This is a genomic window from Oceanicaulis sp., from assembly GCA_040112665.1.
GTDB lineage: Bacteria > Pseudomonadota > Alphaproteobacteria > Caulobacterales > Maricaulaceae > Oceanicaulis.
In genome coordinates, this window is the sequence record CP157796.1 from 1,028,265 (window position 1) to 1,052,067 (window position 23,803).

At 68.7% G+C, this 23,803-nt stretch carries 27 protein-coding genes; 15 read left to right on the plus strand and 12 right to left on the minus strand.

Annotated elements, in window-relative coordinates; all coding sequences use genetic code 11:
- The gene (locus ABL308_04840; protein ID XBQ17205.1) at positions 1-681 is read right to left on the minus strand and encodes a dienelactone hydrolase family protein; all 681 of its coding nucleotides are present in this window, start codon (positions 679-681) and stop codon (positions 1-3) included.
- A 109-nt stretch (positions 682-790) separates the two neighbouring features.
- On the opposite strand from ABL308_04840, the gene ABL308_04845 reads away from it, so the two are divergent.
- The 6 genes from ABL308_04845 (at position 791) to ABL308_04870 (ending at position 6,747) form a co-directional block, all read left to right on the plus strand.
- Positions 791-1,039, plus strand: coding sequence for a DUF6489 family protein (locus ABL308_04845; GenBank protein XBQ17714.1), 249 nt, complete (start codon positions 791-793; stop codon positions 1,037-1,039).
- 7 nt (positions 1,040-1,046) lie between these two features.
- Entirely contained in the window at positions 1,047-2,375 is a 1,329-nt protein-coding gene (mnmE, locus tag ABL308_04850) for a tRNA uridine-5-carboxymethylaminomethyl(34) synthesis GTPase MnmE (GenBank protein XBQ17206.1), read from the plus strand.
- A gap of 92 nt (positions 2,376-2,467) precedes the next feature.
- Positions 2,468-4,360 carry a tRNA uridine-5-carboxymethylaminomethyl(34) synthesis enzyme MnmG gene (gene mnmG / locus ABL308_04855; protein XBQ17207.1) on the plus strand — a complete coding sequence of 631 codons (1,893 nt, stop codon included), beginning with the start codon at positions 2,468-2,470 and terminating at the stop codon, positions 4,358-4,360.
- Entirely contained in the window at positions 4,357-4,998 is a 642-nt protein-coding gene (locus ABL308_04860) for a 16S rRNA (guanine(527)-N(7))-methyltransferase RsmG (GenBank protein ID XBQ17208.1), read from the plus strand. Before mnmG ends, ABL308_04860 begins: the two co-directional genes overlap by 4 nt.
- On the plus strand, positions 4,988-5,821 hold the full coding sequence (locus ABL308_04865) for a ParA family protein (protein XBQ17209.1): 834 nt from the start codon (positions 4,988-4,990) through the stop codon (positions 5,819-5,821). Before ABL308_04860 ends, ABL308_04865 begins: the two co-directional genes overlap by 11 nt.
- The gene (locus ABL308_04870) at positions 5,818-6,747 is read left to right on the plus strand and encodes a ParB/RepB/Spo0J family partition protein (GenBank protein ID XBQ17210.1); all 930 of its coding nucleotides are present in this window, start codon (positions 5,818-5,820) and stop codon (positions 6,745-6,747) included. Before ABL308_04865 ends, ABL308_04870 begins: the two co-directional genes overlap by 4 nt.
- A 122-nt stretch (positions 6,748-6,869) precedes the next feature.
- Here the strand turns inward: ABL308_04870 and holA are convergent, their stop codons facing one another.
- The 3 genes from holA to ABL308_04885 are packed head-to-tail and all read right to left on the minus strand — an operon-like array spanning position 6,870 to position 8,901.
- On the minus strand, positions 6,870-7,913 hold the full coding sequence (holA, locus tag ABL308_04875) for a DNA polymerase III subunit delta (GenBank protein XBQ17211.1): 1,044 nt from the start codon (positions 7,911-7,913) through the stop codon (positions 6,870-6,872).
- A complete protein-coding gene (locus tag ABL308_04880) occupies positions 7,910-8,398 on the minus strand; it encodes a hypothetical protein (protein ID XBQ17212.1) in 489 nt (162 codons plus the stop codon). The genes holA and ABL308_04880 overlap by 4 nt, the downstream gene beginning before the upstream one ends.
- Positions 8,399-8,418: 20 nt before the next feature.
- On the minus strand, positions 8,419-8,901 hold the full coding sequence (locus ABL308_04885; GenBank protein ID XBQ17213.1) for a DUF3576 domain-containing protein: 483 nt from the start codon (positions 8,899-8,901) through the stop codon (positions 8,419-8,421).
- Positions 8,902-9,154: 253 nt separating this feature from the next.
- On the opposite strand from ABL308_04885, the gene ABL308_04890 reads away from it, so the two are divergent.
- Together ABL308_04890 and ABL308_04895 are read left to right on the plus strand one after the other, a co-directional pair.
- Positions 9,155-10,333: a hypothetical protein gene (locus tag ABL308_04890; GenBank protein XBQ17214.1), complete on the plus strand. Its 1,179-nt coding sequence runs from the start codon at positions 9,155-9,157 to the stop codon at positions 10,331-10,333.
- Positions 10,334-10,427: 94 nt separating this feature from the next.
- A complete protein-coding gene (locus ABL308_04895) occupies positions 10,428-10,991 on the plus strand; it encodes an NtrZ family periplasmic regulatory protein (protein ID XBQ17215.1) in 564 nt (187 codons plus the stop codon).
- Here ABL308_04895 and ABL308_04900 read toward each other — a convergent pair.
- Positions 10,988-11,617, minus strand: coding sequence for a thiamine phosphate synthase (locus ABL308_04900; protein XBQ17216.1), 630 nt, complete (start codon positions 11,615-11,617; stop codon positions 10,988-10,990). The genes ABL308_04895 and ABL308_04900 overlap by 4 nt on opposite strands.
- Between ABL308_04900 and ABL308_04905 the strand changes: the two genes are divergently transcribed.
- Positions 11,616-12,308, plus strand: coding sequence for a YggS family pyridoxal phosphate-dependent enzyme (locus ABL308_04905; protein ID XBQ17217.1), 693 nt, complete (start codon positions 11,616-11,618; stop codon positions 12,306-12,308). The genes ABL308_04900 and ABL308_04905 overlap by 2 nt on opposite strands.
- Before the next feature lie 30 nt (positions 12,309-12,338).
- On the opposite strand, the gene ABL308_04910 is transcribed toward ABL308_04905, so the two are convergent.
- Positions 12,339-12,860 carry a L,D-transpeptidase family protein gene (locus ABL308_04910; GenBank protein ID XBQ17218.1) on the minus strand — a complete coding sequence of 174 codons (522 nt, stop codon included), beginning with the start codon at positions 12,858-12,860 and terminating at the stop codon, positions 12,339-12,341.
- Positions 12,861-13,150: 290 nt separating this feature from the next.
- On the opposite strand from ABL308_04910, the gene ABL308_04915 reads away from it, so the two are divergent.
- Positions 13,151-13,831, plus strand: coding sequence for a response regulator transcription factor (locus ABL308_04915; GenBank protein ID XBQ17219.1), 681 nt, complete (start codon positions 13,151-13,153; stop codon positions 13,829-13,831).
- A 7-nt stretch (positions 13,832-13,838) separates the two neighbouring features.
- Here ABL308_04915 and xth read toward each other — a convergent pair whose 3' ends face one another.
- From xth to ABL308_04935, 4 genes are all read right to left on the minus strand, one after another.
- Positions 13,839-14,648 (minus strand): exodeoxyribonuclease III, encoded by an 810-nt coding sequence (gene xth, locus ABL308_04920; GenBank protein ID XBQ17220.1) that lies wholly within the window; start codon positions 14,646-14,648, stop codon positions 13,839-13,841.
- A 17-nt stretch (positions 14,649-14,665) separates the two neighbouring features.
- Positions 14,666-15,289: a hypothetical protein gene (locus ABL308_04925; protein ID XBQ17221.1), complete on the minus strand. Its 624-nt coding sequence runs from the start codon at positions 15,287-15,289 to the stop codon at positions 14,666-14,668.
- A gap of 320 nt (positions 15,290-15,609) precedes the next feature.
- Positions 15,610-17,664 (minus strand): EAL domain-containing protein, encoded by a 2,055-nt coding sequence (locus ABL308_04930; GenBank protein XBQ17222.1) that lies wholly within the window; start codon positions 17,662-17,664, stop codon positions 15,610-15,612.
- A 218-nt stretch (positions 17,665-17,882) separates the two neighbouring features.
- The gene (locus ABL308_04935; GenBank protein ID XBQ17223.1) at positions 17,883-18,893 is read right to left on the minus strand and encodes an adenosine kinase; all 1,011 of its coding nucleotides are present in this window, start codon (positions 18,891-18,893) and stop codon (positions 17,883-17,885) included.
- 137 nt (positions 18,894-19,030) lie between these two features.
- Between ABL308_04935 and ABL308_04940 the strand changes: the two genes are divergently transcribed.
- Positions 19,031-19,924, plus strand: a complete 894-nt coding sequence (locus ABL308_04940) for a hypothetical protein (protein ID XBQ17224.1) — start codon at positions 19,031-19,033, stop codon at positions 19,922-19,924.
- 3 nt (positions 19,925-19,927) lie between these two features.
- On the opposite strand, the gene ABL308_04945 is transcribed toward ABL308_04940, so the two are convergent.
- On the minus strand, positions 19,928-20,500 hold the full coding sequence (locus ABL308_04945; GenBank protein XBQ17225.1) for a hypothetical protein: 573 nt from the start codon (positions 20,498-20,500) through the stop codon (positions 19,928-19,930).
- A gap of 41 nt (positions 20,501-20,541) precedes the next feature.
- Here ABL308_04945 and ABL308_04950 point away from each other — a divergent pair, with 41 nt between their 5' ends.
- The 4 genes from ABL308_04950 (at position 20,542) to tsaB (ending at position 23,120) form a co-directional block, all read left to right on the plus strand.
- Positions 20,542-21,015 (plus strand): universal stress protein, encoded by a 474-nt coding sequence (locus tag ABL308_04950; protein ID XBQ17226.1) that lies wholly within the window; start codon positions 20,542-20,544, stop codon positions 21,013-21,015.
- Positions 21,016-21,097: 82 nt separating this feature from the next.
- Positions 21,098-21,652, plus strand: coding sequence for a NifU family protein (locus ABL308_04955; protein XBQ17227.1), 555 nt, complete (start codon positions 21,098-21,100; stop codon positions 21,650-21,652).
- Between the two features lie 89 nt (positions 21,653-21,741).
- Entirely contained in the window at positions 21,742-22,404 is a 663-nt protein-coding gene (locus ABL308_04960; protein ID XBQ17228.1) for a malonic semialdehyde reductase, read from the plus strand.
- A 74-nt stretch (positions 22,405-22,478) separates the two neighbouring features.
- A complete protein-coding gene (gene tsaB / locus ABL308_04965) occupies positions 22,479-23,120 on the plus strand; it encodes a tRNA (adenosine(37)-N6)-threonylcarbamoyltransferase complex dimerization subunit type 1 TsaB (protein XBQ17229.1) in 642 nt (213 codons plus the stop codon).
- On the opposite strand, the gene ABL308_04970 is transcribed toward tsaB, so the two are convergent.
- Complete coding sequence (locus tag ABL308_04970; GenBank protein XBQ17230.1) at positions 23,117-23,791, minus strand: HAD family phosphatase; 675 nt, start codon at positions 23,789-23,791, stop codon at positions 23,117-23,119. The two genes, tsaB and ABL308_04970, sit on opposite strands and share 4 nt — an antisense overlap.
- Positions 23,792-23,803 lie beyond the last annotated feature (12 nt).

The following is a 23,803-nucleotide window of genomic DNA, read 5'->3' on the forward strand; positions in this document are numbered from 1 at the left end:
CTATTTCAGATGCTCTTGCAGGAAGGCGCGCGTGCGCGTGTTGGCGAGATCGGCGTCCTCGGCGTGGAAATGGGCGCCGCCGCGGCGCGCGAACGCATGGTCGCGCTCCGCATAGCGGTGAATCGTGACCTTCGGATGATCGGTCAGCCCGTCGATGATCTTGTCCTGCGCCTCTTTGGGCACGAACTCGTCCTTTCCGGCGACATGCAGCATCAGCGGGCCGGAGATGTTTTTCGCTTCATCCAGCTTTTCCTGAATGTTTACACCGTAATAGCCGACCGAGGCGTCAGCATCGGTGCGGCAGGCGGTGAGGTAAGCCAGAAGCCCGCCCAGGCAGTAGCCGACGGCCCCGGCCTTGCCGTTGCCGACCCGGCGGCCGTAATCGAGCGTGGCGGCGATGTCATTCACGCCCAGATCGGGATCGAATTTCCCGAATAGATCAAACGCCTTATCCCATTCTTCCTGGGTCTGGTCGGTGATGTTCACGCCCGGCTCGATGCGCCAGAACAGGTCCGGGCAGATGGCGCGAAAGCCCTGGTCGGCGAAATCGTCGACCAGCTCGCGCATGACCGCGTTCACGCCGAAAATCTCCTGGATCACGATCAGGGCCGGGCCTTCGCCGTTCTCATAGGCCATGAACGCGCCGTCAGGGCCTGTGATGGTGATTTCCTTGCCGGACATGACGCTCCTCCTCGCGGGACGGGGTGGCTTTTTCAAGCGGGCGGGCGCGCCTATGGTGTGGCGCGAGACACCGCCTGCGTGCGGGGAGCCCAAGGAAGGCGAGGCTGCGATGAAGGTCAACATCAATATCGAATGTACGCCGGAGGAGGCCCGCAGCTTTCTGGGCCTGCCCGACGTCGCGCCGCTGAACGATCAGCTCGTCGAGGAGATGGGCAAGCGGCTGAGCGCCAACATGGACGCGATGGAGCCCGAGGCGCTGATGCGCTCCTGGATGAGCTTCGGCGGGGAATGGCAAAAGCAGTTCATGGGTCTCATGACCCAGGCGCCCGGGGCCGGATCCGGCTCGAAGGACCGCTGAGCCGATCATGACCGACACGATCTTCGCGCTGGCGAGCGCGCCGGGCCGGGCCGGCGTGGCGGTGATCCGCGTCTCCGGGCCCGGTGCCGGGGCGGCGCTGGACGGGCTCGCCGGCTTGCCGCGCCCCGCGCCGCGCCTGGCCGCGTTGCGGCGGTTCAGAACGGCGGCCGGAGCCGTGATCGACCAGGGTCTGGCGCTCTGGTTTCCCGCGCCTGCGAGCTTCACCGGCGAGGATTGCGCGGAATTTCACATCCATGGCGGGCCGGCGGTCGTCTCCGCGATGGCCGACGCGCTGGTAAGCGCGGGTCTGCGCCCGGCCGAAGCCGGCGAGTTCACGCGCCGCGCCTTCGAGCACGGCAAGATGGATCTGACCGAGGCCGAAGGGCTCGCCGACCTCATCGACGCAGAAACCGAAGGCCAGCGCGAACAGGCGCTCGCCCAGATGACGGGGACGCTGCGCACGCTCTACGAGGACTGGCGCGAGGAACTGGTCTCCGTGCTGGCGGCGCTCGAGGGCGAGATCGACTTTCCCGACGAAGACGACGTGCCCGACTATTTGTCGGCAACCGCCGGGGCGCCGCTGGCGTCGCTCGCGGAAAGCCTCGCGGCCCATCTCGACGATGATCGGCGAGGCGAGCGGGTCCGGGACGGCTTCGCGGTCGCCCTTATCGGCGCGCCGAATGCCGGAAAGTCCTCGCTTCTGAACCGGCTCGCCCGGCGGGAGGCGGCGATCGTGACCGACCTTCCGGGCACGACGCGCGACGTGGTCGAGGTGCGGCTCGTGCTGGGCGGCTTTCCGGTGATCCTCGCCGATACGGCCGGGCTCAGGGAGGCCGCCGACCGGATCGAAGCCGAGGGTGTGCGCCGGGCGCTGGCGCGCGCTGAAGACGCCGATCTCCGGCTCGGCGTGGTCGATGTTTCACGTGAAACATCTCACGCCGTCGCCGAGCGGCTTAGGCCCGGCGACGCGCTTATCTTGAACAAGACCGACCTCGTGCGCCCTGAAGACCAAGGCGCGCCGGAGGGCGTTCGGGCCTTTCTGGTGTCGGCCGAGACCGGAGAGGGCGTGGATGGGCTCGAAGCCTGGCTTTCCGAGACCGTCGCGGAGCGGCTCTCGCGCCGTGACGCGCCGGCCCTGTCCCGCGCCCGGCATCGCCGCGCCGTGAGCGTGGCCGCCGATGCGATCGCCGCGGCGCGGCGCCGATTGGCCGACGCGCCCGAGCTTGCGGCCGCCGAGGTGCAGATCGCGGTCCGGGCGCTCGAAAGCCTGACGGGCCGGATCGATGTCGAGGACGTGCTCGACCGGGTCTTCAGCCAGTTCTGTATCGGCAAATAGCCGGGCGCCTCGACTCCGCCACACGGCTCCATTATCTAGGCGGCGATGAAGTCGGTCCGGCGCGGGATGCGCCGGCGCGTCGCGGAACACCCATGATCGAGACCCTGAAACAGCCCGGCGCCCAGGCCTGGGACGTCATCGTCATCGGCGGCGGACACGCCGGCTGCGAGGCCGCGAGCGCAGCGGCGCGCCTGGGCGCGCGTACGCTTCTGATGACGCACAAGGTCGCGACCATCGGCGAGATGAGCTGCAATCCCGCGATCGGCGGGCTGGGCAAGGGCCATCTTGTGCGCGAGGTCGACGCGCTGGACGGGCTGATGGGCCGGATCGCCGACGCGTCCGGCATCCAGTTTCGCTTGCTCAACCGCTCCAAGGGCCCGGCGGTGCGCGGCCCGCGGACTCAATCGGACCGCAAGCTCTATCGCGAAGCGATGCAGGCGGCGATCGCAGAGCACGCCAATCTCGACGTCGCCGAAGCGGCGGCAGAAGATCTGCTCGTCGAAGACGGCGCCTGCGCCGGTGTGATCGACGGCGAGGGTCGGGTCTGGCGGTGCGGCGCCGTGGTGCTGACGACAGGGACCTTTCTCAAGGGCGTCATCCATCGCGGCGAAGAGCGCATACCGGCGGGCCGGCACGGCGAGCAGCCGGCGATCGGCCTGTCCGACCGGCTCTACGGGCTCGGCCTTTCCATGGGCCGGCTCAAGACCGGTACGCCGGCGCGCCTCGACGGCTCGACCATCGACTGGGCGAGCCTTGAGATGCAGGCGGCAGACGACCAGCCCGTGCCGTTCTCGTTCCTGAACGACAGGATCGACGTGCCGCAGATCAGCTGCGGGATCACGCGCACGACTGAAGCGACCCATCAGATCATCGCCGACAATCTCGCGCGCTCGGCGGTTTATGGCGGGAAGATCGCGGGGCGCGGGCCGCGCTACTGCCCCTCCATCGAGGACAAGGTGGTCCGCTTCGAGGATCGCACGAGCCATCAGGTCTTCCTCGAACCCGAAGGCCTGGACGACGACACGGTCTATCCCAACGGCATTTCCACCTCGCTTCCGGCCGAAGTTCAGGACGCGTTCCTGAAGACCATTCCCGGGCTGGAGCGGGCGAAGGTGCGCCGGTACGGCTATGCGATCGAGTACGATTATGTCGATCCGCGCGAGCTCAGCGCCACGCTGGAAGTGCGCGCCCTGCCGCGCCTTTATCTGGCGGGACAGATCAACGGCACCACCGGCTATGAAGAAGCCGCGGCTCAGGGCCTGATGGCCGGGTTCAACGCGGCGCTGGCCGTCTCCGGATCCGCGCCCTTCGTGCTCGACCGGTCCGAAGCCTATATCGGCGTCCTGATCGACGACCTGATCACGCGCGGCGTCACCGAACCGTACCGCATGTTCACCTCGCGCGCCGAATACCGGCTGACGCTTCGCGCGGACAATGCAGACCAGCGCCTGACCGAGCGCGCGATCGCGCTGGGCGCGGTGAGTGTTTCACGTGAAACACGCTGGCGCGCCAAGTCCGCTGCGCTCGCGGATGCGCGCCAGGCCGTTCGCGAGCTGTCGCTGACGCCGAACGAGGCGCGGGCGCACGGGCTGAAGGTCAATCAGGACGGCAAGCGCCGTTCGGTGATCGAGCTGATGGGCTATCCCGATATCGGCTGGTCTGCCGTGACGGCGATCTGGCCGCAGCTCGCGGCCTTCCCCGCAGACGTCGCCGACCAGATCGAGATCGACGCGGTGTATCACGGCTATCTCGACCGCCAGGAAGCGGCCATCACCGCGTTCCGGAAGGACGAGGGCGTGCGCATTCCAGCCGGCTTCGATTATGCGGCTGTCGGCGGTCTCTCCAACGAGGTGCGCGAAAAGCTTCAGCGCGTCCAGCCCGCCACCCTCGGCCAGGCCGCGCGGATTGAAGGCGTCACGCCAGGGGCGCTGACCGCCGTACTCGCGCGCCTAAAGCGGATCGAGCGCGAGCGGAAGTCGGCGTGAGCGCGGGCGATTACGGAGCTGACGCGTTTGCGCGGGACGCCGGTGTTTCACGTGAAACACTGGACCGTTTCCAGACTTGGCGCGACCTGCTCGAAGAGACGAACGCGCACACCAATCTCGTGGGCCGCTCGACCGTCGCCGATTTCTGGGCGCGGCATGCGCTGGACAGCTGGCAGGTGTTCGAGCTCGCACCAGACGCGCCCCGCTGGGTCGATCTCGGCGCCGGCGCCGGCTTTCCAGGGCTCGCGATCGCCTTCGGGCTGATGGACCGTTCGGTCACAGGCGGCCATGTGACTCTGGTGGATTCGGTGGGCAAGAAGGCGGCCTTCCTCAGCCGGGTGATCGGGGCGACCGGCGCGCCGGCCCGCGCTCTGGCGGTGCGGGCGGAATCGCTCGATCCTGTTCCTGAAGCCGATGTCGTGACCGCGCGCGCCATGGCTCCGCTCGACAAGCTTCTGGGCTATGTCGCGCCATATGTGGAAAACGGCGCGCTGGCTCTGCTGCCGAAGGGCGCGCGCTATCATGAGGAATTGACCCGGGCCCGCAAAAGCTGGACCTTCGAGGTCGAGGTCATACCGAGCCGAACGTCGCCGGAGGCCGCCATTCTCAAAATCGAGGGTCTGTCCCGTGTCCGATGACCATCGCTCCGCCCCGCCCAAGGTGATCGCCATCGCGAACCAGAAGGGCGGCGTCGGCAAGACGACCACCGCCATCAATCTCGCCACCGCCCTGGCCGCCATCGGCCAGCGCGTGGTGGTGCTCGATCTCGACCCGCAGGGCAACGCCTCGACGGGTCTCGGCGTGGGTCGGGCCGAGCGCAAGGCGACGAGCTATGACGTGCTGGTCTCCGAGCGGCCGATGGAAGAGGCGCTGATCGACACCGCCGTGCCGGGCCTGTCGATCATCCCCTCGGACGTGGATCTGTCCGGCGCGGAGCTCGAGCTGTCCAGCGCGCCGCGCCGCTCCTACCGGCTTCGCCACGCCGTCGATCGCTTCCGCCGCGCGCTCGCCGCGAAGGGGCAGAGCTGCGATTACGTGCTGATCGACTGTCCGCCCTCGCTCAATCTTCTGACCGTGAACGCGATGACGGCCGCGGACTCGGTGATGGTGCCGCTGCAGTGCGAGTTCTTCGCGCTGGAAGGCCTGACCCAGCTCATGCGCACCATCGAGCTGGTTCGAGGGAATCTCAATAAAAACCTTGTTATTCAGGGCGTTGTGCTGACCATGTTCGACAAGCGCAACAATCTCAGCGCCCAGGTCGCCGCCGATGTGCGCGAGCATTTCGGCGACAAGGTGTATGACACGGTCATACCGCGAAACGTCCGGGTGTCCGAGGCGCCGAGCTTCGGCAAGCCGGTCTTGCTCTACGACATGCATTGCGCCGGCGCGCAGGCCTATATCGGTCTCGCCAAGGAGGTCGTCCGGCAGGAGCGCGGCGCGAAAGCCGTGGTGCCGGCGTGAGCGGCTCAGACGACAAGCCCCGCAATCGCGGTCTCGGCCGGGGTCTGAGCGCCCTTCTGGGCGAAGGCGAAGCGGCTGAAGCGGTGCGCGGCGAGGCCCAGGATACAGGACCTGTCCGCGGCGCCGGCGTTCGCATGATCCCCGTCGAGCTGATCGAGCCCAACCCCGATCAGCCCCGGAAGGTGTTCGACGAAGAAAAGCTCGCCGAGCTCGCCGAGAGCGTCGCCGACAAGGGCGTGCTCCAGCCCCTGCTCGTCCGGCCGCTGCCCGGTCCTGCCGAGCGCTACCAGATCGTCGCCGGCGAGCGCCGCTGGCGCGCCGCCCAGGCCGCCCGGCTTCATGAAGCGCCCTGCGTGGTGCGTGAGCTGACCGACCGCGAGACGCTGGAAATCGCCATCGTCGAGAACGTTCAGCGTTCCGATCTTAATCCGGTGGATGAAGCGCGCGCGCTCAAACAGCTCGTCGACAGCTTCGGTCATACCCAGGAAGACGTCGCCCGCGCGGTGGGTAAATCCCGCGCCCATGTCGCGAACATGCTGCGGCTTCTGAGCCTGCCCGCCCCCGTGCTCGACCGCCTCGCCGCCGGCGAGATCAGCGCCGGCCATGCGCGGGCCATCGCGACCGCGCCCGATCCCGCCGCGCTCGCCGACAAGGTCGTCGCCGAGGGGCTTTCGGTCCGGGCCGCGGAAAAGCTGGCCCGCGAAACGCTCGGCCGGTCCGAGCGCAAGGGCGGGTCGACGCCGCCCTCGGCCAAGGACGCCGACACGCGCGCGCTCGAAGCCGACCTCAGCGCCCGGCTCGGCCTGGAGGTGGAGATCGATGCGAAGGGCGAGCGAGGGGCGCTGACAGTGAAGTTCGCCACGCTCGAGCAGCTCGACGAGATCTGCCGCCGACTCACCCAGGAGACGCAGTCGGGCGCCTATTAAGCCTCAGCGCGAGCGTCTGGCGTGCGGTGAAACGGGGCGTAGCGCGATCGATTGAATTTTGCGCGCTCTGACGCGCATTGCGACGAAACGCATATATAAAACAAACCAGTAGGAAGGCGCGCTCAGCGCCTTGGCGAGGCGGCGCGCGCCAGTCGCAGCAAAAGCTCGCCGACGATCGCTTCGGCGGGCGCTCCGGAGCGCTTCACCGCGCGCTCGGCCTCGAAGGCGAGCTTCCGCGCCTGATCGAGCCGCCGGCCGGAGAAGGCGCGCGCGCCGCGCTTGAAGGCTTCCGCGGGCGGACCGAAGCGCGGGGCGCCGGACCGGGCGAGGGCGCCCGCGTCCCCGCCCGCGGCGTGGAAGGCGTCGAACTGATCGATCCGCCGCTGCAGCGCCCGTAGAACCGCGACGGGGCTCGTGCCTGACCCGAGCGCGCGGCGATAGGCGCTGTCGGCGCGGGCGGGATCGCCGCCGAGCGCCGGTTCGAGCACCTGGTCGAGCACGGCGTCGGCTCCGGCGGCCGAGATCGCCGCGACGTCCGCGCGTTCGACCACGGCGGGCGCGCCGTCGCGCTGTGACTTCAGGCCTTTGTAGAGGATCAGCTTGTCGATCTCTCCGCGGGCGAGCGCCCGATCGCCCTCCAGGAACGGCGCCAGCATGGCGCGGGCGTCCGGGGCGAGGGTGATGCCTTCTGCGGCGAGCTGATCTTCGGCGAGCGCGAGGAGATCGCGCGCCTCGTCGGCGTAGCAGGGGATGGCGAGGCTGGCCGCGCCGTCCTCGGCCGCTTTGCGCAGCTTCGAGGCTTTCTTGAGGTCGCCCGCCTCGATCACGAGCGCGGCTTCGAGCGGCTGAGCGCCGGACTCGATCTCGCCCAGTATCTGGGCGAGCGCGGCCATGTCGCCGGAAATCCGTACACGGACGAGCCGGTCGGCGCCGGTCAGCGACAGGGCGGACAGCGCGTCGGCGAGCGCGGCGGGATCGGCCTTGATGTCCTCGTCAGACAGCCGGGTGACGGCGAACGGGTCGTCGGGGTCGGGGACGAGGGCTTTGCACAGCTTGCCGGCGCGCTCGCGAACGAGGCCTGAATCAGGCCCGTAAATCAGGAAGATGCGGTACCGCCCGTCCGGCTTCTCGACGGCCCGGTCGGCCTCGCGCGCCTTGACCTTCATTCCGCAGTGGCGACGCCGCGCAGCTTGGTGGCGACGTCCTGAAGCACCTGTTCGGCCTGCAGCGCCGCAAGCCGCTCTTCTGCAGCGCTTCGCGCCGCGATGACGGCGAAGGGATCGCGCGGCGTGTCGAAGCCCAGGCTGGTCGCGGTCGTGCCGGTGAGCCCGGTCTCCGCGCCGCCCTGCAGCGTCCAGCGCGACACCGCGCGCAGCACGATGCGGGTCGCTTCACCGGTCGGAGACAGGCCGCGCGGCTGCTCCTGCAGATCGGTTTCGATGATCAGGGTGCGGCTCTGCCGGCCGGGGCCCGCAAAATCGCGCACCGCGTCGGCCAGCAGATAGTCGAACCGGCCCTGGCCGGTCTCGACATCCAGTCCAGCGAGCGCGGCGAAGCCCGGCCCGCCATAGAGCGGACGGAAGCCGCAACCGGACGCGCTGAGCGCGCCGGCGGCGGTGAAAGCGAGCGCGAAGCCCCGTCGAGTGATCATGGCTCCGCCTCCTTCAGGCGTTATTCCTCGATCTGGGAGATGCGGATCTGACGGGCGCGGGTGAGGATGGCGTTCTCCACCTGGATCCGGGTCGCCGGGTCCACAGAGGCGTCGACCCAGCCGCCGTCCTCGCCGCGTTGCTGCTTGAACAGCTGCACCGACAGCGCGTCCGCGCGCAGGCGGGTGTCGAGGATGTAGACCGTCGCCTTGAAGCGCTCGCTCGGCAGCTCGGGATTGGCGTACCAGTCGGTGATGATCACGCCGCCGAACGGGTCGACCTCGTCGAGCGGCATGAAGGACAGCACGTCCAGGCTCGCGCGCCAGAGATAGCTGTTAACGCCGATGCCCGCTTCGGGCTGGTCGGAGACCTGGTTCGAGCCGCCGCGGTTCAGAAGACCGCTGAGCAAGCCGCCGTCGCTTTCGCCCGAGTCGCGAGACGCGCAGCCGGCGAGCATGGCCGCGGCGGCGGCGAGAAGAACGAGACGGGAGGGACGAAGCAGCATGGACGGCGACTCCTGCAGACGGAAAATGAATCATGGTTGCGGCGCACCCGCTCGTCGCCTCTATACCATGTGCAGCGCCGGTGGCCAGAGTCCCCGGGCGCAGCCCGCCGGAGCCGCGGAAGTGATATTAATGACACGATGTTCGAAAGAGCGCGGCGCGCAGCCCTCCGCCCCGCTTGCAAGCCCGCCCGCATCCGGCGATGACTATGGCGCGCGTCCGGGGGGACGGGGCCAGTCGGCGAGGCCGCGAGACATGAAGCGACTGACCGCGCTTGCGGGACTGACCGCTTCCTGGATCGCGGCCGCGCCGGCGATCTCCGCGCAGCCTGACGATCCGGCGACGTCCGGATGGCTGTCCGGCGTTGAAACCAGCACTGAAATCGATCTCGACATTCTCTTCGCGCTCGGCGAAGGCGATGCGCCGCATGACGGTCCGTATGCGGATCTGCGCGCACGCTTCGAAGCGGAGAAGGTCGCGGACGCGACCCTCAGATACGGCGTCCGGCTCGCCGGAGGCGCGGTCCGTCATGACGGCGGGCGCGGTCCGGGCGGCTATGTCGAGTGCGGGCCTGGATGCCCGGACGCGGTCGGGCTCGCAACCGGCCTGCATACCGCCGCGGCGCTCGGTCCTGACGAAGCGCGCGCCGGGCTCACGCGCGCAGAAGCGTATGTAAAGTCCGGCTATTTCGAGATCATCGGCGGGTTGGGCGAGACGGCGGCGCAGGCTGGCCGCATCGCGCCGTCCGGCGTGTTCCGGCTCGCCGGCGCGGACGCTGCGTTGGTGTCTCCGGCCGGTTCGGGCCATCCCGATACGGCGCTGTCGCTCAGCGCGCCGACCGTGCGCGTGATGGCGCGCAGCCGCCGCCTGGCCGGGTTTCGGGCGAGCGTGTCCTGGGCGCCCGAGGCCGACCCGTGCGGCCTCGATCAGTGCCGGCCCGCCGCGCCCCTGTTCGGGCGGCCGTCGCTCGATGGTCTGTGGTCGGCCGGGGTCGATTTCGATCATCAGTTCAGAAGCTCCGGCGTCAGATGGTCGGCCTCGGCCGGGGTCGAACGGGCCGATGCGAGCGCATCCTCGCCGCTTTACGCCGATCCGTGGCTCGTTTCGGCGGGCGTCTCGCGCGAAGAAGGCGGCGTCACCGTCTCGGCGCGCTGGCTCGCGTCGAACGACGGGCTCTCTTCGGGCCGGTACGAGGCCGCGTCGCTGGCGGCGACCTATGAGCGGGGCGACTGGCTTTACGGCGTATCGGCGGCGAACGCCCGGTCCGACGCCTTCGATGTTTCAGAGACTTCGATTCTTTTCGGCGCGTCTCGCCTCATCGGGCGGAACGGGCTTGCCGGGGCCGGCGTTCAGATCAGCAGCGAAACCCGGCCAGGCGCGCCGGGACGCGACGAGGACGCCGCGCTGCTCGCCGAGCTGGGGTGGCGTTTTTGACACGGTTTCGGACCTGTCGCGTCAAAGCGCTTCATAACCGGCTTACCTGAGCCGCCATGAGCCGGTATAAAGGCAGGATCGACTGGGGACGAACATGCGCGCCACGATGAGGAACATGGTTCTGACGACCGCCGCCGCCGGCTTCGCCGCGCTGGCTGCGCCGTCGCTCGCCTTCGCGCAAGCCTCTGAATCCCAGCCGGAAATTACGCTGCGTGGCGATGTGCGCCTGCCTGCTGCCTACGATCCGATCGAGTTCAGCGTGCCCGCGACGATCGCTGCGCCGGCGTCGCGGACCGAACGGGCCGATCTCGACGCCGCTCTGCGTCTGGGCGACAACGAAGGCTCGGCCAGCGCCATGCAATGGTACGAACGCTTCACGCTCGCGCCAAGCGAGCCGCAGATCCTCTGGGGCGAAGGCGAGGCGTTCGAGATGCAGGCCGGCGAGCGCTGGGGCGTGACGCTGGGCTATTCCGAAGTCGAGCACAGCCCGCAGACCTTCGATCTCGAAGACTTCAGCGCCGGCGCCTTCTTCGAGCTGACCGAGCGGCTCCGCCTTGGCGGCCAGCTGCGCTTCACCTCGCCCGAGGAAGAGGTGTTCGGCTCGGAGACCGAAGACAAGACCCCGGAAGTGCGCTTCGAATCCGCGTTCAAATTCTAGGCGTCCGCGTCCTCTCGCGTGCCCCTGATTGCGGCGATCGCGCCCACCCCTGAAATTCCGAGCCTTTCAAGCCGCCTGACCGTGCGCGTGTTCACCCCGCCGAGCGCGTAGACCGGCGCGCTGCTGCGCGTTGCGTAGGCGGCGAGCCGGAACGGCCCGATCGGTCGGCCGGCGCTGGGACTGTTCGACGCGAAGACGGCGGAGACGAAGACCGCGTCGGCTATCCGGCCTGCACGGCGGATCGCCGACGGCCCGTGCGCGCTCGCCGTGACGATCGCGCCCGGCCACGGCCGAAATGCGCGGCGCAGATCCCGCTCGGGCCAGTGCACGCCGTCCGCGCCGCAGGCGCGCGCAAGCGCCGGGTCCGCCGCGATCAGCAAGGCGACGCCCCGGTCACGGCACGTTTCGGCGAGTTCGAAGGCCTTCGCCTCGATGTCAGCCTCGCCGAAGGTGCGCAGGATCAGGCCCGCCCCAGCAGGCAGCGCCCGGGCCAGGCGCACCGGGTCCGGCGTGCGGGCCGGATCAGTCAAGGCGAAGAGCGCGGGAAGGCCCCGAGGTCTCGGCCCGCCCAGCCGGCCGGCCAAGCTTGCCAGCGCTGCGGCGCCGTCATAGGACCGTGCCGTCATGACCCCTGAAACCTCTTCCGACATTCCCGCCGCCCGCGCCGAGATACTGGAGCGCCTCGCCGCCGCCGCCAAGGCGGGCGGACGCGATCCGGGCGCCGTCACGCTGGTCGCGATCTCCAAAAAGCAGCCCGAGGACCGCATCGAGGCGATGCTCGCCGCCGGTCAGCGCGTGTTCGGCGAAAACCGGGTGCAGGAGGCGCAGGCGCGCTGGACCGAGCGCCGCGCCGCGCTTCCCGATCTCGAGCTGCGCCTGGTCGGCCCGCTTCAGACCAACAAGGCCGAAGATGCGGTCGCGCTGTTCGACGTCATCGAGACGCTCGACCGCGACAAGCTCGCCGGCGCGATCCGCAAGGCGATGGACAGGACCGGCCGTACGCCCCGGCTCTACGTGCAGGTCAATACCGGCGAGGAAGATCAGAAGGCCGGCGTTTCTCCCGCCGAGGCGGCCGAGTTCGTCGCCCGTTGCCGTGACGGGCACGGGCTTATGATCGAAGGGCTGATGTGCATCCCGCCGCTCGACGAACCGGCCAGCCTCCATTTCGCGCTGCTGAACAAGCTCGCCGCGGCGTGCGGGGTCGAAAAGCGGTCCATGGGGATGAGCGCGGATTTCGAGCTCGCCGCGCGGCTGGGCGCGACCTCGGTCAGGGTGGGCTCGGCGCTGTTCGGCGAACGGCCCGCGCCGCAGGCTTAACCGCGTGCCTTGAGGCCGTATGAGCTCGGCTCAGGGCGCGATTTCGATTGCGTCGGCAGGCGTGAGGCGGGCCAGCAGCGTCACCAGTTCCGCACGCGGGATCGCCACGCAGCCGAGCGTGGGTTTCAGGCCGCCCTCCTCGGAGGGCAGGGCGCAGTGCAGGAAGATCGCAGAGCCCAGGCCCGGCACAGGCGGGTCGTCGTTATGGCCGAGCGCGACGACGAGGTCGTAAAGCCCGTCCTCGCGCCACATCGCCTCATGGGACGCCGCATAGGGGCGCAGCACGGGCCGGTTATAGGCAGGGTCGCCAGGATCGTCGCACCAGCCGTCCGCTTCGGTGAGCGGATCGAGGATCAGCGCGCTTTGGGGCCTGTCGATGCGGTCGGGCCTGTACCAGCCCTTCCGGAGCTTCCAGCGGCCAAGCGGGCTCATTTTGTCGCCTTCCCGCTTATCGGATGCGGCGATCACGCCCGCCTTTCCGAACGCGCAGGGCGCGTCGAAGCCGGGGCCGGTCAGCCGGCGGGTCGAGAATGAGGCGGTGTAGACGGTCATGCGGCGAGGCTAGCGGGATTCGCACCGTGGCGGGGTCGGCGCCGGACAGATCGTGCGGGGCCGTCACCAGCCCCGGAAATCGTCCGGTCGCCTCCCCCACCACGGCGGGCGGCCTCACGCAAGGGTGCGCGAGGCTCACGCAAGGGTGAGCAAGCCCCGGGCCAGCGCCGGTCTATAAGCCCGGCCTTGCGATCTGGCCGCTCGCGCTTGCGCGCGGGCCCGGATCGGGCAAGGCTTGCCGGGCGGTTCTTTCCCGCCCGGCGCGAACCGGTGAAGAAGGCGCGAACACAATGGCCCGCAAGACCCTGCTCATCGTCGACGACGACCCGCTCCTGCGCGACGCGCTCGCCGAACAGTTCACCTATGACGAGCAGTTCGACGTGATCACGGCCGACGCCGCTCGGCCGGGCATGGCGATGGCGAAGGAGGAGGGCGTCGATCTCATCATCTTCGACGTCGGCCTTCCCGACATGGACGGGCGCGAAGCCTGCCGCCGGCTGCGCGAGGAGGGCGTGAAGACGCCGATCATCCTTCTGACCGCCCAGTCCGGCGACGCCGATCACGTGCTGGGCCTGAGGTCGGGCGCGGACGATTTTCTCGCCAAGCCGATCAGCTTCATGGTCCTGCTCGAGCACGTGAACACGCATCTGCGCCGCCACCAGCAGAGCGAGGACGCGGTGCTGCAGATCGGGCCCTACCGGTTCAAGCCCTCGATGAAGCTCCTGCTCGACGAGGCCGAGAAGAAGATCCGGCTCACCGAGAAAGAGACTAACATTCTCAGATATCTTTACCGCGCGGGCGGCAAGCCCGTGCCGCGCGAGGAGCTGCTCGACCAGGTCTGGGGCTATCACCGCGAAGCCAACACCCACACGCTGGAAACCCATGTCTACCGGCTGCGCCAGAAAATCGAGCCCGACGGCAAGGGCCGGCTGATCGTCACCGAAAGCGGCGGGTACAGGTTGCAGGTTTAGAGCCCGCCTAACCCAGCCTCAGCGTCACCGGGGCATGGTCGGAGGGCTTGTCCCAGTCCCTCGTGTCCTCCCAGATCCGGAAGGCGTCGCGTCCGGCCGACAACGCGCGCTCTTTCAGCGCCTCGGTCACCCAGACATGGTCGAGGCGGCGGCCGCGGTTTGACTTGCGCCAGTCCCGGTTCCGGTAGCTCCACCAGGTGTAGACCTTTTCAGGCTCCGGGATCAGTTCGCGGGCGACGTCCAGAAAGCCGCCGGCATCGCGGATCCGTTCGAGGCCTTCGGTCTCCGGCGGGGTGTGGCTGACGACTTTCAGGAGCTGTTTATGGCTCCAGACGTCGTGCTCGCGCGGGGCGATGTTGAGATCGCCGACCAGCACGATCGGCGCGTTCTCCGCCGCCCGCTCTTTCGCATAGTTTTCGAGCGCCTCGAGGAAGGCGAGCTTGTGAGCGAAGCGCGGATTGATGTCGGGATCGGGCTCGTCGCCGCCGGCGGGGATGTAGAAATTCTGGATCTCCACCCCGTCGATCTCCACCCGCTGGAAGCGGGCTTCGTGCTTGGGGCAGATCCTGTGCTGGTCGAGCGGCGTGAGCGGGCGTCTGGAGACGATCGCGACGCCGTGCAGACCCTTCTGACCGACCACGTGCTGGTGGGGATAGCCCATCTGTTCGAAGGCTTTGCGCGGGAACTGGTCGGGCTGGCACTTGATCTCCTGAAGGCAGATCACGTCGGGGTCCGCATCCCCGGCCCAGCGCGCGATCAGCGGATGGCGCAGGCGGACGGAGTTGATGTTCCAGGTGGCGACGGTCAGCGCGCTCATCGGCGGCTCCTGAAGGCTCAGAGGATGTTGTAGGTGGCGCCGGCGACGCCGACGGGCCAGCGGCCGCGGACATAAAGCCGCCAGCGCGCCAGGAAGGGATGGGGCGGGTCCTCGTCCTCGGCTTCGGCCAGAAGCACCAGAACCGCCCCGTGAGCGGCCTGCACCAGCCCGCCGGCCGCGGCGTTGACCACCGCCTCGTCATAGACGTCGTCGAGCGCGGCGCTGGCCTCGGCGGCCTGGCGCGCGATCTCGCCGATCTTGGCGGCGACCAGCGTCAGCGCAGCTTCCAGCGCCCGCTCGTCCAGCCTCTGCAGCACCTGATCGACCAGGCTCGTGCGCAGCATCTCCTCAGCCTCCCAGGCCAGGGGATCGCGATCGAGCGCTTCTGCGGCGGCGACCGCGTCCGCCCAGTCGCCCAGCGGCGCAGGATCGGCGTCGGGAAAGCCCAGCCCGTCGAGATAGGCGCGGGCGAGCTTGGTCTCGCGCGTATCGAGCGTTTCGCCGAGCCGTGAGAAGAAGGCCGGATCGGTGACCGATTCGGCGAAGGCGCGCGCCTTGTACAGGAGCGGTATCTCGTCGAGCAGGCGGGCGATCTCGTCTTCGGCGCCGCCGGGCCCGTCGTCATCTGAAAAGTCGGTCATGGCCACGTGTCTAGCGCGCTCAGCGGCGCTTCGCACGCCATGATCTGCACGCCGGAAGCGAAAAGCGCCCGGCGGTGAGGGGACCGCCGGGCGCGTCGAGGCCCTTATCGCTCCGGGGTGAGAGCGGGTCCGGGCGCGCCGGGTCTGGGGGGAAACCGGCGCGACACCCTGGCAAGGCCGCGGGGGGACGGCGCCAGGAGCAGCGTTTGCTGCAGGTGTATTTGTGCCACAAGAGGGCGGGGTTGTTCAATTAAATTCGAGAAAGATATTGCACGTGGCGCAAAGGTCACAGGGTTGTGACCCGCGCGCCCGGCCCTCCGCTAGCCGGCGACGGCCGCCGCGCCGGGTTCGGCGAAGCGCTCGAGCTCGTCCATCGGCATGGGCCGGCCGAACAGATAGCCCTGGGCCAGCGTCGCGCCGAGATCGCGCAGCGCCTTGTACTGCTCGGTGGTCTCTACACCCTCGGCCACTGTCTTGAGTTTCAGCGAGCGGGCCATGGCCAGGATCGTCTCGACCACGATGCGGGCGTGCTCGTCCTTGCTCATGTCGCGCACGAAGCTCTGGTCGATCTTGAACACGTCGAACGGCATCCGCGTGAGATAGCTCAGCGAGGAATGCCCCGTGCCGAAATCGTCGATGGCGAAGGTCACGCCGATCTTCCGCAGCGGATCGATCTGCTGGATCACGCGCTCGGGATCGCGCATGGCGGTGGACTCGGTGAGTTCGAGCTCCAGCATCTCAGGCGGCAGGCCGGATTCGTGCAGGGCGTCGAGCACGGTCTGGGCGAAATCCTCGGATTCAAACTGCATGGCGGAGACGTTGACCGCCACAGGCGTTGCGTGGCCGCGATCGGCCAGGGCCTTGATCTCGCGGCAGGCGCGGCGCAGCACCCAGTCGCCGATCTCACCGATCAGGCCGCATTCCTCGGCCGCCTGGATGAAGGCGCCCGGAGACAGAAGGCCCGCGGTGGGATGGCGCCAGCGCACCAGCGCCTCGGCGCCGGCCAGCCCGCCGTCGGTCATGCGGACCTTGGGCTGATAGAACACCACCAGCTGATCGTCGCGCACCGCCTCGCGCAGCTCGTTTTCCAGCACCAGACGCTCGAACGCGCTCTGGTTCATCGAGGATTCAAAGAACTCCACGGCATTGCCGCCCGAGCGCTTGGCCGCGGCCATGGCGAGGTCGGCATGGCGCAGCAGCGTTTCGGGGTCCGAGCCGTCGCGCGGGAACACCGCGACGCCGGTGGACACGCCCAGGAACACCTGGTGCCCGCTGACCTCGAACGGCCGGCGCACGGCGTCGATGATCCGGCGGGCCAGGCGCGCGGCGTCGGCGGGATCGCGCAGGCGCGGCATCAGAAGCGTGAATTCGTCCCCGCCCAGGCGGGCGACCATGGACGGGCCGGCGCCCAGATCGCCGTTGGCGAGATCCCAGCCGCGCGCCGCTTCGCGCAGGCGGCGTCCGACGGCTTCGAGCAGACGGTCGCCCTCGCCGATGCCGAGCGAGTCGTTGACCCGCTTGAACCGGTCCAGATCGAGAAACAGGATCGCGCCTTCATGGCCGGAGTCGGCGGCTTCGCGCGCCACGCGCTCGACTTCCTTGCGGAATCGCTCGCGATTGGGCAGCTCGGTGATCATGTCCACATAGGCCAGCCGGTGAACGCGCTTCATGCTGGCGTCGAGCCGGGCGAACATGCGGTTGAAGGCGTTGGCGAGCATTTCCAGCTCGTCGCCGGTGTTCACCTCGATCCTGAGGTCGAGCTTGCGCGAGCTGGCCAGGCGCGCCGCCTCGGTCAGCTTGCGGATCGGCCCCAGAGCCTTGCCCACCGAAAAGGCGACGAGCGGCAGGAAGATCACCAGCGCGGCGAGCGCGATCAGGATCTGGCGGCGCAGGATTTCTCCGGCCGGCCGGGCGACCGCAGAGATCGGCACGGTGACCACGACCGCGCCCACCAGCCGGCCTTCATGGAAGGCGGGTTCGGCGACGCGGATCATTGTTCCGATCGTTTCGATGCGCGTATCCACCGCACCGATGGCGGACTGGATCAGATGGTCTGCGGCGCGCTCTCCGGGATGGTGCGCGGTCTCGCCCGAAGCGGCGAGGACGCGGCGATTGACGTCTGCAGCGTAGACAGAAGCCACGTCGTCGCGGCCGACGAAGTCGACGATTCGCCGGTCGAGCATCCGCGTGTCGCCAGTCGCAAAAAGCGGCGCGGAGTTCGCCGCGAACAGCTCGGTGATCAGCTCGGCGTGGGTGAGGCCCGCCTCGGTGTTCTCCGCCCGCTTGAGCTGGAACTCGATCACCATGAGCATGGCTGTCGCGAGGACCAGAAGCACCCCGCACAGCAAGGTGAACTTCATCACGAGCGAGCGCATCACTCTGGCGAAAGCGTGTCGGATCGGCGCCATCAGGCCCCCGGCTGTCGGCGTCGCGCGGGAAGTCGCGCAAGGTCAGACCGGAAGCTTGGCGCAAACAGGCTGAAAAAGCCGTTAATGTGACACAACGGCGAAGCGAAACGCTTGAATTCCGGTCCGCCGCCGGAGTTTTCCCCAGGGCGGGGCCGCGGCGGACCAGGCTGTGGATCGTTCGAAAATCAGCTGGCGGGGGGCAGCTCGAGGCCCGCACGGTTCACGAGCTCGTGAAGCCGCACGTTCGGACGCGCGCCCATGTGGGAGATGATCTCGCCCGCCGCGATCACGCCGAGACGGCCCGCCACCGCAAGGCTCGTCCCGCGGGCCAGACCGATCAGAAGACCTGCGGCGAACAGGTCGCCCGCGCCGGTGGTGTCGACGACTTTCTCGACGGGCTCGGCGGGAACCTCGGCGGTTTCCTGGCCGGAGACGATCACCGCGCCCTTTTCCGAGCGCGTCACCGCGGCGATCTCGACCTCGCTGCGCACCTGGGTCAGCGCGCTGTCGAAATCCTCGGTCTCATAGAGCGATTTCAGCTCGGCCTCGTTGGCGAGCAGGATGTCGATATGGTTCTTCACAAGGTCGCGGAAGCTGTCGCGATGACGCTCCACGCAAAACACGTCCGACAGGGTCAGCGCGACGCGCCGGCCGTGCTTCTTCGCAAACTCGGAGGCCTTGACGAAGGCCGCCTTGGCTTCGGGGCGGTCGAACAGATAGCCCTCGAGAAACACGATCCCCGCGTCCTTGATGAGGGACTCGTCGATATCGGTCTCGCTCATCATGGTGGAGGCGCCCAGGAAGGTGTTCATCGCCCGGCGCGCGTCGGGCGGCACCGCGATCAGGCAGCGCGCCGTGGCCGGGCCGTCTTTCAGCGGTGCGGTGTCGTAGTGAACGCCCGCAGCGCGCAGATCATGGGCGAAGACCTCGCCCAGCTGATCGTCGGCGACCTTGCCGATATAGGCGCCGCGCCCCCCCAGGCTCGCGATCCCGGCAAGCGTGTTCGCCGCCGATCCGCCGGAAATCTCCTGGCCGGGAGGGAACGCCTCGTAGAGCGCCTTCGCCCGGTCCTCGTCGATCAGCAGCATGGCGTCCTTGGCCAGGCCGTGCTTGTCGATGAAGGCGTCGGGGACGGAGGCGAGCACGTCGACGATGGCGTTGCCGACGCCCAGGACGTCGTAGCGGAGTTCGGTCATGGATCTCGCAAGGGTCTGCTGTGATGGACGGGTCGCGCCGGGCTTAGCCCGGCTCAGCGGCGCTTACAAGCGCGCCCCGGTCTGGGCAAAGCCGCTCGGAGCGGCTAAGTCCGCGCGAACGCTTCTGGAGCCCGGCCGTGACCCGTTTCTGCTTTCTCACTTCGGCGAACATGATGAAGGACCGGCCCGGCGCCCGGGAGGACTGGATCGAGTACGAGCTCGAATTCGGCGCGCTGTCCCGCGCCTGTGCGGCCGAAGGGATCACGCTGGAGAGCCGGATATGGGATTCCGGCTTCGATCCCGAAGGCTATGCCGGCTTCATGATCGGCACGGTCTGGGATTACCCGCCGAAGCTGCCGGGCTTTCTCGCAGCGATCGACCGGCTGAACGAGACCGCGCCGGTCCATAACCCGCCTCATGTCGTGCGCTGGAACATCGAGAAGACCTATCTGCGCGAGCTCGCTGCAGCGGGCGCGCCCTCCATCCCGACGATCTGGGCGGACCGGGCCGATGCCGCCACGATCACAGAAGCCTTCGACGCGCTGGACACCGGCCGGATCGTCGTCAAACCGCTGGTGGGCGGCGGCGCCTGGCGACAGGCGCTGGTCACGAAGGGCGAGCCCGTCCCGGCCGCCGAGGATCTGCCGCCTGCGGCGTGTCTCATTCAGCCCTTCCTGCCGGCCGTGCCGGAAGAAGGCGAGTACAGCTTCGTCTTCTTCAGCGGCGCGTTCTCCCACGCGCTTCAGAAATTGCCCAAAGCAGGCGATTACCGCGTCCAGTCGATCTTCGGCGCGCGTGAAGTCGCGCATATCCCCCGACCCGGCGAGCTCGATCTTTGCCGTCAGGTGCTCGACGCGGCCGCGGAGATCACCGGCGAAGCCGATCTGCTCTACGCCCGGGTGGACATGGTGCGCGGGCTGGACGGTCATCTGGCCGTGATGGAGCTCGAAATCATCGAGCCCTATCTTTACCCCGAACAGGGCCCGGCCATGGGCCGGGCGTTCGTGAGGGCGCTCAAGTCCAAGCTCTAGCCCTCACCCCCCGAAGCGCTTGACCAGCGCCGCCGGATCGTAGGGGGCGGGCCGGCCCGGTCTGAACAGCCAGGCGAGATAGCCGCCCGCCACGGCGAACGGCAGGCCGATCAGGCCCAGAAGCGCGCTTTCGCGGACCACGAGCATGTACCCCGAGAACGCCGCCGCGCCGCTGGCGACCGTGATCCCGGCGGCGGTCATGGCCAGCCGGAAGCCGAGCGTCTGGCCTTCCAGGAAGGCGACCTCGCCCCAGCGCGGCTCGAGCACCCTGTGAACCGCGACCAGCGCAGCCTGAAACGCGAGCGCGTTGTCGGTCCATCCTGCGCCCTTCGCGCTGCGGCTGCCGAAGGCGATCTCTCCTGACGCCGCGCGTACACGGCAGACGACCTGTGTCTCGCTTCCGGCTGGCTCTACGGTCAGGCGCACGCTCTGCGCCGCCTCGACGGGGATGCGTTTGACCAGCCGGCCGGCCTCGGACAGCTCGATCCGGTCGGCGTAGACCGACACCGTCCGCTCGGGCTCCAGCGGATTGCGGCGGTCGGTCAGTTCGGCCTGAAGCTTTCCCGGTTCGGTCATGGACGCTTGCCGCCTTCGCCAGATCGCGGCACGGTCAGCGTATGACCGTGCGCAAATTCCTCGTCATTGCAGACGGCTCCGACGAGAGCCGCACAGCGGCATACTTCGCCGCACGCCGGGCGCGCAACACCGGCGGGTCGGTGACGATCCTCGCCGTGGCCCAGACCGAGCAGGGCTTCGAGCACTGGCTGGGCGTGGGCGAAACCATGCGCGCCGAAGCCATGGAGGCGGCCGAGACCGCGCTCGAAAGCCTGGCCGAGGACGTCGAAGGCGTCACCGAAACCCGGCCTGAGCTGATCCTGAAGGAAGGCGATCTGCTCGCCTGCCTCAGAACGCTGGTCGCCGACGATCCCTCGATCGCCATCCTCGTGCTCGGCGCGGCCACCGACGGCGGCGGGCCCGGCCCCCTCGTGGGCGCGCTGTCGCGGCCCAGGGGCCTGTTCGAGGACCGGCAGATCCCCGTCACCGTGGTGCCCGGCGGGCTGTCGCGCGAGGACGTGAAGGCGCTGAGCTGAGGCTTTTCCCTACTCCTCGAAGGGTTGCGCGCAGCCGCGCCCGGCGTCACCTGTAGGCGCAAGACCGCCGCTGGAGCTTCTGATGTTCATCCAGACCGAAATCACGCCGAACCCCGAGACGCTGAAATTCCTGCCCGGCCGGGAGATCAGCCCCGAGGCGCCGCGCGAATTCGCCACCCCTGAAGAGGCGCAAGCCTCGCGCTTGGCCCGCGAGCTCTTCGCTGTCGAAGGCGTGGTGCGGGTCTTCGCCGGCGCCGATTTCGTCTCGGTGACCAAGGCCGAGGGCGTTGAATGGGCCCATATCCGCCCCGCCGTTCTGGGCGCGATCATGGACGCGCTGGAAAGCGGGCAGGACCTGTTCGACGGCGCAGCCGGCGAGGGCGGGGCGGCGCAGTCCGACGATCCCATAATCCGGGAAATCGTCGAAGTGCTGGACACCCGCGTGCGCCCGGCCGTGGCGCGCGACGGCGGGGACATTGTGTTCCACTCCTACGACGAAGCCAGCGGGATCGTGATGCTGCACATGCGCGGTGCCTGCGCAGGCTGCCCGTCCTCGACGATGACCCTGAAAATGGGCATCGAGAACCTCCTCAAGCACTACGTGCCCGAGGTGAAGGGCGTCGAGGCGGTGGTTTAGGAAAAAGGCTTTTTCAGCCCGCGCGGTTTGATCCTGCGTTCGCCCGCCCTATCGTTCCGGCGTCGATCACGAACCGAACCGGAGCGATCATGTCCGCCGAGACCCAGAACGCCGAGCCGAACGAAGGTCAGCCGCTGGCCAAGCCCGACCGGCACGCGATCCTGCCCGATCACAGCCTCGAACAGCTGTTCCGCGGTGCGCGCACCTTCTATTCCTGGGAGGAGCGCGACGTCTCCGACACGACGCTGCGAGCGCTCTACGAGCTTCTTCAGTTCGGACCGACCAGCGCGAACCAGTCCCCGGCGCGCTTCCTGTTCCTGAAGGGCGAGAGCCAGGAAAAGCTGCGCCCGCATCTGATCGAACCCAATATCGAAAAGACGCTGACCGCCCCGGTGACCGTGGTGGTCGCCTGGGACTGGAATTTCCACGACAAGATCCCCGACCTGTTCCCGCACAATCCCGAAGCGAAAGAGTGGTTCGCCTCTGACGAGGCGCGGTTCGAGAACGGGTTCAGGAACTCCTCGCTCCAGGGCGCCTATCTGATCATGGCCGCCCGTGCGCTGGGGCTCGATTGCGGGCCGATGAGCGGGTTCGACAAGGAAGGCGTGGACGAGACCTTCTTCAAGAACGATCCCGAAATGGGCGCCTGGCGGTCGAACTTCCTGTGCAATATCGGCTACGGCACCACCGACAAGCTGTTCCCCCGCCTGCCCAAGCTGAGCTTCGAGGCCGGCGCCAAGATCCTGAAATAGAGGCGGGATCGGAGTGAAGACCGGAACCGCTGCGCTTCATGGTGCGTTAGCGGGAGCCGTATTATCTTCATGTCATGACCCCTGTTCTCGTACTCGACACGATCGGACCCTGGTGCGCGGCGGCGCTGGACACCGCCAATGGGCGCTTCGTGCGCGTCGAGGAGATCGGCCGAGGCCACGCCGAGCGCCTGGCCCCGATGGTCGAGGCGCTGCTGGCCGAGGCCGGCCTGCCCGCCGGCGCGCTGTCGCGCATCGGGGTGAACACCGGGCCGGGCAGCTTCGCCGGCGCGCGGGTGGGCGTGTCGTTCGCGCGCGGTCTGGCGCTGAGCACCGGCGCGCAGGCGATCGGGATCGGGCTCCTGCCCGCCCTCGCCCGCCGCGCCGACCCGAAAGCCGAACGCACGGTCATGGCCGTGCATGACGCAAGGCGCGGCGAGCTTCTGTGGACGATCTTCGCCCATGGCGCCGCGGTGACGGGGCTCGAACGCGGCCGCGCCGAAGACGCGATCGAAGAGCTTGAAGCCTACGGCGACATTCATCTGACCGGATCGGGCGCGTCGCTTCTGGGGGCCGATCCGGCCCATTTCGATCCCGCCCCGCCGCTGGACGCGCTGATCGCCCTGACACGCGAGGCCGCCCCCGACGCGCCCCGGCCCGCGCCGGTTTACGCCAGGCCGCCCGACGCGAAGCTGCCCGGCGGCGCCGAGCCGGCCTAGGCGAAGGCGCGCTCGTGATAGGCGGCTGAAAGCGCGGCGTAGCTGCCGAACACGCGCTCGGCCCCGGCTGCGGCCAGGCCTCGCCCGTGACCGTCCGGGCAGTGCCCGCCGCCGATGAAGCCCCAGGCGGTCATCCCGGCCCGGCGCGCGGCGGTGACCCCGTAGACGCTGTCCTCAACCACCAGGCAGTCGGCCGGATCGGCGCACAGCCCGTCCGCGGCGCGCAGGAACAGGTCCGGCGCGGGCTTGGCGTGCGCCACGTCCGACCCGCCATGGACATGCGCGCCGAACAACGGCGCGAGCCCGGTCTTTCTGAGCTTCATTTTCAGAACCGGCGTGCGCGAGGACGAGGCGACCGCGCGCGGGCAATCCAGCGAGGCGGCGAACTCGCGCACGCCGTCGATGGCGGCGACTTCGCGTTCCAGTGCCCGGACCCGCCGGGCTTCGAGCGCGTCCATGAAGCCTGCCGGCAGGCCGCCGCCGTGAACCGCACGATGGTCGGCGTCGAGACCGGCCTCGAAATCCTCCTCGCTGCAGCCGACATAGCGCGCGATGTAAGCGTCGCGGTCATAGGTCACGCCTAGCTCGGCCATGGCGGCGATCTCGATGTCCACCACGATCGCCTCGGTGTTCACGAGAACCCCGTCACAATCGAAAATCACGCTATGCATGCGCCGGCTCCG